This is a genomic window from Mesorhizobium sp. M0898, assembly GCF_040319695.1.
Lineage (GTDB): Bacteria > Pseudomonadota > Alphaproteobacteria > Rhizobiales > Rhizobiaceae > Mesorhizobium.
In genome coordinates this window covers 106,289-113,961 of sequence record NZ_JAMYOE010000018.1, presented here as the reverse complement: position 1 = coordinate 113,961, position 7,673 = coordinate 106,289, and the positions used below count along the sequence as shown (strand labels likewise).

Below are 7,673 nucleotides of genomic sequence, written 5' to 3'. Positions count from 1 at the left end.
GCGGTCTGGCAGCGCTGCTACGTGCACTTCCTCAGAAACGCGCTCGACTACGTGCCGCGCAAGGTCGACGACGATTGCCTGATGGAGCTCAGATGGTTCTACGACCGGCGCGACCTTGCCGAGGTCAAACGCGACCTGGCGCAGTGGATCGCCAAATGGCAGGCCAAATACCCGAAGCTGGTCAACTGGGTGGAAGATAACATCGAGGAGACGCTGAGCTTCTATCGGCTGCCGCTAGCTCACCACAAGCACATGAAGTCGACGAACATGCTGGAGCGGCTGAACCAGGAGATCAAGCGGCGCACCCTGGTCGTTCGCATCTTCCCCAACCCGCGGAGCTGTCTGCGGCTGGTTCGGGCATTGGCGGTGGAGATCCACGAGAACTGGCTCGAGGCGACCCGCTATCTCAACATGGATCATCTGCGCGAGCACAAGAAGGAGAGCCTGAGGGCCTTGGCCGCCTGAGCACCGTCATGTGTCCGCCGCTCCGCTAAACACGGGGGCTGCGCGGCGGACACGCCGACGTCAACGCAATGCCACGCCATTTTGCAGAACTTGACGCACACAACTTTGTTCTTCCAATTTCCTTACTATTCTGAAGGCGATCCGAGACATCTAGACCTCTTTATGCTTTCAGGCTGTTTTGTCTGTCAGGAACCTCCGTTTGCCCGAAGCACCCGACCTTAAATGGACCGTCGGTAAAAGCAGGACAAACTTCGATGCCGTCGACGGCGTCTTGGCCATAGTGCGGGCGATCCTCAGCTGTCTGCGGCCGACTATCCAATAGCGGCTGCATAAATGCGGCCACCCGATAGCGGCGAAACATCCCGCTTTCTAGGTCTTTCCACCAATTTTCTGAAAAATTTGGTGGGTGCGCACAGGATTGAACTGTGGACCCGCTGATTAAGAGTCAGCTGCTCTACCAACTGAGCTACGCACCCACTCGGCCGGCAAAACCGGCGTTGGCGGGCATATAGCCGCCGATATCCGCCATGTCCAGCCCCGTGGGATTCATTTCCCGACAAATCGCCGAAGTGCCGCGCCCGTCAAACAAAAAGCCTGCCTTCAGCCACCTTCACCGCATGGCCGCCGATGCGGGCGGCCGCCAGTTTGCCGCCTTCGACATTCAGTTCGAGGCGAATGCGCGAAGGCCGGCCCATCTCCAGCCCCTGCTCGATCCACAGTTGTGAAACGCCGTCCGTCGGGCCGTCGAAATGCATGATCGCGCCGGCGAAGGCGGCCGCCGCTGAGCCGGTCGCCGGGTCTTCGTAGGACGGATTGCCGGGCACCATCATGCGGACATGGAAGGCGCTGTCGTGATGCACCGTCTCGCGGCAATAGACATAGGGGCTGGCGAAGGCCCATTCGCTCTTGCGTGGTGCGAGCTCCGACCAGGCCTGGTTGTCCAGCCTGATCCGGGCGGCCGCCTCCAGATTGGCGACGGGGATGGTCACGTAGGGCACGCCCGCCGACCAGAACGAAACGCGGTGGTTCTCGAAGCCGATCTCGTGCGGCCCAAGGCCAAGGGCCGCGCCGATCGCCTCGGGATCGGCCGACAATGCCAGCTGCGCCGGCAGTTTCGCCAGGTCGAACTCGGCAAAGGTCGAACCGTCGTGCTTGCTGACAGCGCAGCGCACCGGACCGATATTCTCCTCAAGCACGAAGATGCCGGCGGCCTCTCCCGCCATTTCGGCGAGCGCTATCGCGGAGCCGACGGTTGGGTGGCCGGCGAACGGCATTTCATAGTCGGGCGTGAAGATACGGATGCGGGCCCGGTGCTTCGGGTTGTCCGGCGGCAGCACGAAGACGGTTTCGGACAGGTTGAACTCGCGCGCCACCGCCTGCATCGCCGCAACATTGAGCCCGTCACAGTCGAGCACGATGGCCAGCGGATTGCCGGCCAGCCGGTTGGTGGTGAATACGTCGTAAAGCAAGTAATTCCGCGGTTGCATCTCAGTAAGTCCTCTGCCTCATTCCCAACATGAGCGAAATTTAATTTGAATTTTGAACCATAAGGCCTGATTTGTGCACTGATGCGATATCACTGAACATAGGGGTCCGGCGTGGACCAGATTGTCAATCTGCCAAAGACGGAATCCGCTTCCGCCATCGAGACGGCGCTCGGGCTCGACCACCAGGGCCTGAAGACAAAACGCCGTCGCGGTTGGGGTTACGCAGTGTTCGCACTGCTTGCCGTCGCCGCGAGTGTCGTCGGCTACCAGTGGTATGCGGGCTCGCCCGCCAAGATCGAGTATACCACGACACTGGCCGCCATGGCCGACCTTACCGTCGCCGTTTCGGCTACCGGCGCGCTGCAGCCTCTCACCCAGGTCGATATTTCCAGCGAACTCTCCGGCGTCGTCCGCTCGGTTTCGGTCAACGAGAACCAGCTGGTGAAGAAGGGCGATGTGCTGGCCGCGCTCGACACCGCAAAGCTGGAGGTGCAGATCGAGCGCGCCCAGGCCTCCGCCAAGGCAGCGGCGGCGAGCGTCGAGGACGCCACCGTGACCCTGGCCGAAAACGAAAAGGCGCTGGTGCGCGCGGCGCAACTGACCAAGCGCGGCATGGCGACGGACCAGTCGCTCGAAGCGGCAACCGCCACCCGCGACCGCTCGAAGGCGGCGCTTGATATCGCCAAAGCCAACCTCGCCATGGCCAATGCCGATCTCAAGGCGCAACAGACGGATCTTGCCAAGAGTACCATCTACGCTCCGATCGACGGCATCATACTGACGCGCTCGGTCGACCCCGGCCAGACGGTCGCCTCCTCGCTGCAGGCGCCGGTGCTGTTCGTCATCGCCGCGGATTTGAAGAACATGGAATTGAAGGCTGCGGTCGACGAGGCCGATATCGGCGCCGTCAAACCCGGCCAGCATGCGCGCTTCACCGTCGACGCGTTCCCCGAACGGCCATTCGACGCCGAAATCCGCGACATTTCCTATGCCTCGGTCACCACCGACGGTGTCGTTACCTATGATGCAAGGCTCGACGTCGACAATAGCGAGCTTCTGTTGCGGCCCGGCATGACAGCCACCGTCTCGGTCGTCACCAAGCAGGCCAAGAACGTGCTCACCGTGCCATCGATCGCCTTCCGCTACCGGCCGGCGCAGACGGCGGAGCGCGGCTGGAGCCTCACCGACCTGTTCACCGGCCGCATGGGACGCCCCGGCGGCAACCGCCAGCACCAGGCGGCGGCGAAGCCCACCGACGGCTCGCGCACGCTCTACGTGCTGGAGAATGGGCGGCCGCATCCGGTCAACGTCAGGGTCGGCTCGACAGACGGAGAACTGACCGAGATCGTCTCCGGCCTGGAGGAAGGCGCGCAAGTCATTACCGCCTCGCAGCAGCGGAGCTGATCGTGGCATCGGGCGCGACCACCCTCATAGGCTTCGACAAGGTCTGGAAAAGCTATGGCCAGGGCGAAGCCCGGGTGCATGCGCTGGCCGGCGTCGACCTCGCCATCAGGCGCGGCGAATTCATCGCCATTATGGGCCCGTCCGGTTCGGGCAAATCGACGGCCATGAACATCATTGGCTGCCTCGACACGCCGACCGCTGGGACCTACAGCTTCGAAGGCATCGACGCCGGCCGTCTCGATCGCAATCGCCGCGCCGTACTGCGCAACCTCTATGTCGGCTTCGTCTTCCAAGGCTACAACCTCTTGCCGCGCACCACGGCGGCGGAGAATGTCGAACTGCCGCTGATCTACCGCGGCGTTGGTGCCCGCGAGCGTCGCGGCCTTGCCATGCAGGCGCTTGCCGAGGTCGGCCTTGTCGGCCGCGAGCATCATACGCCAGCCGAGCTGTCCGGCGGCCAGCAGCAGCGCGTGGCGATCGCCCGCGCCATCGTCACCAGGCCGACGCTGCTCGTTGCCGACGAGCCGACCGGCAATCTCGACACCGCACGCACGCACGAGATCATGGAACTCCTGACGCAGCTGAACAGCGAGCTCGGGCTGACTATCGCCATGGTCACGCACGAAGCCGATGTTGCCGGCTATGCGCAGCGCACGATCCGTTTCCTCGATGGCCATGTCGCCTTGGACACAGCCAATCTCGAGATGGCCTAGCCATGATCTGGGAAACCGTTCGCCTCTCGCTCCGCTCCATCCGCCGCAACGTGCTGCGCTCGTTCCTGACGCTGCTCGGCATCGTCATCGGCGTCGCCGCCGTCATCGCCATGCTGACCATCGGCTCGGGCACCACCGAGAAGGTCAAATCCGACATTTCCAAGCTCGGCAGCAATCTGCTCGTCATCCGTTCCGGCCGTCCGGCCGGGCCTGGCGGACCTGGAGGGCTCGATCAGGTCGTCCGACCGCTGGGCGACAAAGATCTCGCAGCGCTTGTCGCGCATCTGGACGGCGCGCGTGCCATCTCGCCGGCGTCGCAAAAGCAGGTGCGCGTCATTTTCGGCACCGAAAGCCTGACCTCGGGCGTCACCGGAACCGACAGCGCCTATCTCGATGCCCGCGACTGGAAGCTGGTTTTGGGCCGCCCGTTCAGCGATTCGGAAACCCGCTCGGGCACCGGCGTCTGCCTCATCGGTGAGACGGTGCGCCAGCAGTTCTTCGGCGCCGGCGACCCTGAAGGCGAGATCATCCGCGTCAACCGCACTTCCTGCAAGATCATCGGCTTGCTCGAACCGAAGGGCTATACCGGTTTCGGCCAGGACCAGGACAATGTCGTGCTGATGCCGCTCGCCGCCTATCAGCGTCGCATTGCCGGCAATCGCGACATCGATTCGATCTATGTCGCCGCCGACGACCGTACGCCAACCACGGTGCTGCAGCAGCGCGTCGAGGACATCTTGCGCGACACACGCCGCATCACGCCCGACCGCGACGATGATTTCTCGATCCGCGACATGACCCAGATCGCCGATGCCATGGCCAGCGCGACCACCACCATGACTGGCATGCTCGGTGCCGTCGCCGGCGTCAGCCTGCTCGTCGGCGGCATCGGCATTATGAACATCATGCTGGTGTCGGTAACCGAGCGCACGCGCGAGATCGGCATCAGGCTCGCCATCGGCGCCCACGAAAAGCACATCCTCATCCAGTTCCTGGTCGAGGCAACCGTGCTGTCGCTGCTTGGCGGCATCATCGGCATCCTGATCGGCCTGGCCCTTGCCGGCCTCGCCTCGCTGACGCTGACGATCCCGTTTGCGCCAAGCCCGGCGGTCATCCTGCTTGCTGTCGGCTTTTCCGCGCTGATCGGCATGGTGTTCGGCTTCTTCCCGGCGCTGCGCGGCGCGCGGCTTAACCCGATGGACGCGCTGAGGCATGAATAGGCATTGCAGCAAGTGTCGCCTCCAGACGCTGCCAATTTTTTATGCAACCTGCCCTTGTCGCAGCACATTCTGCAATGATAACAATGCTGTTGGGGACTAAGGGGGGAACAATGGATGAGCAAGAAAGCGCGACTGGCTCTGGCGATTGTGATCGTCGAAGCCGCCTTGGCAGGGCTTTGGTGGAATTTGATCCTTTATGGGATGGAGAATCCCGATCGCGTCACCGCTGACTTCCAGCAGGTAATTGGGCAGACGATGGGAACAGCGATGGGGGCGCTCCTGGGTCTCGGCGTGCTGTTGTATTTTGTTGCCGCCCGCAACGACCGCAAGGCTATTGAAGGTAGGCTACGGCGTTAGAGTTGGAAACCTTGCTCGCTCGCAAAGTGCCATTCGATCAGCGGTCTCATATGCGGCATCAGCCCGTCCGGCAGATCGGCGGCATTGCGGATGATTACAGGGCCTTCGATTTCAGGCTCTGATTCGGCGGCGACGAATGCACTGATCCGCTGTGCGAGGTCGTCGGCGGAGGCCGTCTCGCGGTAGCGGCGAAAGATCACCGTGCCGGTTGCCGTCGACAGGGCGTAATGGCGCCTGCCGCGTGTCGCACCTGATAGATCGAGCCCGGTTTCCTCCAGTACCTCGCGGATCATGTTGAAGTCGACGTCAACAATGCCGTCGCGGAAATCGGTTGGCTCGAACGAACCGGCGGCGAAGTAGACGCGCCCGGCATTGACCGTATGCGGTGCCATACGGATCGCCACCAACGCGTTGTCGCCGGCGACCAGCATGGCGTGCGCGTAGGCATGTTCGGCGCCAGGCACCTGTCGATTGCTGCGCCAAAGCATGAAGGTCGAATAACGCACCGCATGGCAACGGCCGACTAGGCGATTGTCGCGATAGCTGAGAGCGGAAAGCAGCACCACGGTGCCGTCGAAAAGCGCCGGCTTGGCCGCGGTCTCACGCCGCCAGTTCGCCGCGATCGCGTCGGCATGATCGCGCTCGAACGGATGCGGGCCGGAATCGAGCCTGACGTCGATGGCATCGACCGGCAGGATGACGTTGCGCGGCAAATCGAAACTCACGCCTGTCTCACACCATGTCGAGGGCAATTGCTACTGGGCAATGGTCGGATGCCTTCGGCCGGTCCCACCCGGCGCGTGGGAAGCGCTCGACCTCCTGGCCCGCCGGAAATATGGTGCGCCAAGGCTGCCCGCTACGGATGATATCGGGAACGGCGGTGGCGTTCTGCCTGGCTAGCGCCCTCGACAAAAGGATGTAGTCGAGCTGGCAGAGATGCCGCTCTTCCGGTCCGCGCGTGTGATAGAAAGTCCAGCGGTCCATTTCCGGCCGCCGCTCGACCGTGTTTTCGCAAAAACCGCCGGCAGTGAGCACGTCGATGCAGGACCGGGTCTCGTCGATCACCTCGAAGCGATGGCCGTCGAAAACATCGCCAGTGATCTTCACGCGCTGCCGGTAGTCGTTCATGTCGCCGCAGATTGCCCAGCGCTTGTCGGCGGCATTATCCTTACCGAAGCGCTCCTCGATGATCCGGCGCACCGCTTGCGCCTCGGCGATGCGCAGCGGCATTGTCGCCTCGCGGCCGTCGAGGCCGTTACGGGGCGAGCCCATCGACTTGAAATGCACGAGATACAGCGTCAACGGCGCGCCAGCGACCGTCAGATCGATTTCCAGGCAGTCGCGTCGGAAGATGCGTTCATTGGCCTGGTGACCAAGCGCTGCCAATTCCGCCGTGTGCAGGCCGAATTGCTCGAACGTGACATAGGCGTAGCTAGTCATGCGCACGAATTCGATTGGCTGGCCCTGCGCGGTCTCGTTGCGCATCATCACGGCGACGTCGATGCCGCGCGAATCATTGCCGGCGGTGGTGTATTTCTGCCGGTAGCCTTGCCCCACCATCTTGAACAGATAGCCATATTCGAAGGCCCTCAGCGCCTCGATATTGTCGACTTCCTGCATGCAGATGATGTCGGCGCGGGTGGCCGCGATCGCCAGCGCCGTCAACTGGCGCGTGTCGTCGGACTGCGCGATCGCCCGCGCCTGCTCGAGCATCTTGTATTCGGCCTCGCTCTGGATGTCGAAAAGCGCCAGTGTGCGATCTTCGTTGAGCTGATTGCGGTATCCGGAATAATCAAACCTGTTCATTAGGTTTTCGACGTTGAAGGTGGCAAGGCGCAGCGACATGGCTTTGAGCTTTGCCCGCAAGCGCGCCCGAAAACAAGGGCGCAGAAACCAGGCGGCTCTGATTGATCGCGCGCTCGCCATGGTTGACGGAACCTTTTTGTTCATCTTCCGTTCAGATGGAAAGTTCCATCAATAGGCCCTTCCCCGAGGTTTCTGGGCGTGGGGCCTGAATTTCGGAGAGT

At 62.6% G+C, this 7,673-nt stretch carries 9 protein-coding genes and 1 tRNA gene; 6 read left to right on the top strand and 4 right to left on the bottom strand.

Annotated features, from left to right (window positions below):
• Nucleotides 1-465 (top strand): transposase (locus NKH90_RS19580; protein WP_352503965.1); only part of this gene is annotated, 465 nt, incomplete at its 5' end.
• A gap of 400 nt (nt 466-865) precedes the next feature.
• Here the strand turns inward: NKH90_RS19580 and NKH90_RS19575 are convergent.
• Both NKH90_RS19575 and NKH90_RS19570 read right to left on the bottom strand, forming a co-directional pair.
• A tRNA-Lys gene (locus NKH90_RS19575) sits at nt 866-941 on the bottom strand.
• A 105-nt stretch (nt 942-1,046) separates the two neighbouring features.
• Nucleotides 1,047-1,952 carry a PhzF family phenazine biosynthesis protein gene (locus NKH90_RS19570; RefSeq protein ID WP_352820464.1) on the bottom strand — a complete coding sequence of 302 codons (906 nt, stop codon included), beginning with the start codon at nt 1,950-1,952 and terminating at the stop codon, nt 1,047-1,049.
• Nucleotides 1,953-2,063: 111 nt separating this feature from the next.
• Here NKH90_RS19570 and NKH90_RS19565 point away from each other — a divergent pair, with 111 nt between their 5' ends.
• The 4 genes from NKH90_RS19565 (at nt 2,064) to NKH90_RS19550 (ending at nt 5,646) form a co-directional block, all read left to right on the top strand.
• A complete protein-coding gene (locus NKH90_RS19565) occupies nt 2,064-3,356 on the top strand; it encodes an efflux RND transporter periplasmic adaptor subunit (RefSeq protein WP_352539596.1) in 1,293 nt (430 codons plus the stop codon).
• Between the two features lie 2 nt (nt 3,357-3,358).
• Nucleotides 3,359-4,069: an ABC transporter ATP-binding protein gene (locus NKH90_RS19560; RefSeq protein ID WP_352681709.1), complete on the top strand. Its 711-nt coding sequence runs from the start codon at nt 3,359-3,361 to the stop codon at nt 4,067-4,069.
• A gap of 2 nt (nt 4,070-4,071) precedes the next feature.
• Complete coding sequence (locus NKH90_RS19555) at nt 4,072-5,289, top strand: ABC transporter permease (RefSeq protein WP_352820462.1); 1,218 nt, start codon at nt 4,072-4,074, stop codon at nt 5,287-5,289.
• Between the two features lie 114 nt (nt 5,290-5,403).
• Nucleotides 5,404-5,646 carry a hypothetical protein gene (locus NKH90_RS19550; RefSeq protein ID WP_023720771.1) on the top strand — a complete coding sequence of 81 codons (243 nt, stop codon included), beginning with the start codon at nt 5,404-5,406 and terminating at the stop codon, nt 5,644-5,646.
• Here the strand turns inward: NKH90_RS19550 and NKH90_RS19545 are convergent.
• Together NKH90_RS19545 and NKH90_RS19540 are read right to left on the bottom strand one after the other, a co-directional pair.
• Nucleotides 5,643-6,371 carry a hypothetical protein gene (locus tag NKH90_RS19545; RefSeq protein WP_352539593.1) on the bottom strand — a complete coding sequence of 243 codons (729 nt, stop codon included), beginning with the start codon at nt 6,369-6,371 and terminating at the stop codon, nt 5,643-5,645. The genes NKH90_RS19550 and NKH90_RS19545 overlap by 4 nt on opposite strands.
• A gap of 7 nt (nt 6,372-6,378) precedes the next feature.
• Nucleotides 6,379-7,491, bottom strand: coding sequence for an endonuclease/exonuclease/phosphatase family protein (locus NKH90_RS19540; RefSeq protein WP_352539592.1), 1,113 nt, complete (start codon nt 7,489-7,491; stop codon nt 6,379-6,381).
• Between NKH90_RS19540 and NKH90_RS19535 the strand changes: the two genes are divergently transcribed.
• The gene (locus NKH90_RS19535; RefSeq protein WP_352470206.1) at nt 7,490-7,627 is read left to right on the top strand and encodes a hypothetical protein; all 138 of its coding nucleotides are present in this window, start codon (nt 7,490-7,492) and stop codon (nt 7,625-7,627) included. The two genes, NKH90_RS19540 and NKH90_RS19535, sit on opposite strands and share 2 nt — an antisense overlap.
• The last annotated feature ends 46 nt before the right edge of the window (nt 7,628-7,673 follow it).